This window comes from Collinsella sp. CLA-ER-H4, from assembly GCF_040092395.1.
Lineage (GTDB): Bacteria > Actinomycetota > Coriobacteriia > Coriobacteriales > Coriobacteriaceae > Collinsella.
This window is the reverse complement of record NZ_JBBNLQ010000036.1, coordinates 1-548: the sequence shown is the minus strand read 5'-3', so window position 1 is coordinate 548 and position 548 is coordinate 1. Positions and strand designations below refer to the sequence as shown.

Below are 548 nucleotides of genomic sequence, written 5' to 3'. Positions count from 1 at the left end.
ACGGCGTGCGCCCCAAGCTCTACGGGAAGGGCGAGAACGTCCGCGACTGGATCCACACCGAGGACCACTCCAGCGCCGTCTGGGACATCCTCACCAAGGGCCGCACGGGGGAGACCTACCTCATCGGCGCCAATGGGGAGAAGAACAACATCACCGTCCTGCGCATGATCCTCGAGGCCATGGGCCGCGACCCCGAGGACTTCGACTGGGTCGCCGACCGCCCCGGCCACGACCGCCGCTACGCCATCGACAGCACGAAGCTCCAGCGCGAGCTCGGCTGGAGGCCGGCGCACACCGACTTCGCCGAGGGGCTCAAGGCCACCATCGACTGGTACGTCGAGAACGAGTCCTGGTGGCGCCCGGCCAAGGAGGCCACAGAGGCCCGCTACAGGGCGCAGGGCCAGTAGGAGGGGATAGCAAAATGGCAGACATCGCATTCGAGAAGGACCTCTCCGTCGCCGAGACCGGCATCGGGGGCCTGAAGGTCGTCGACCTCGCCGTCCACGGCGACTCGCGCGGCTGGTTCAAGGAGAACTGGCAGCGCGCCA

At 67.9% G+C, this 548-nt stretch carries 1 protein-coding gene; it reads left to right on the top strand.

All coding sequences use genetic code 11. The annotated features are described in order from the left end of the window. The coding region (locus AAAX34_RS09440; RefSeq protein WP_349111078.1) for a GDP-mannose 4,6-dehydratase at positions 1-407 on the top strand (407 nt) is incomplete at its 5' end. Between the last annotated feature and the right edge of the window lie 141 nt (positions 408-548).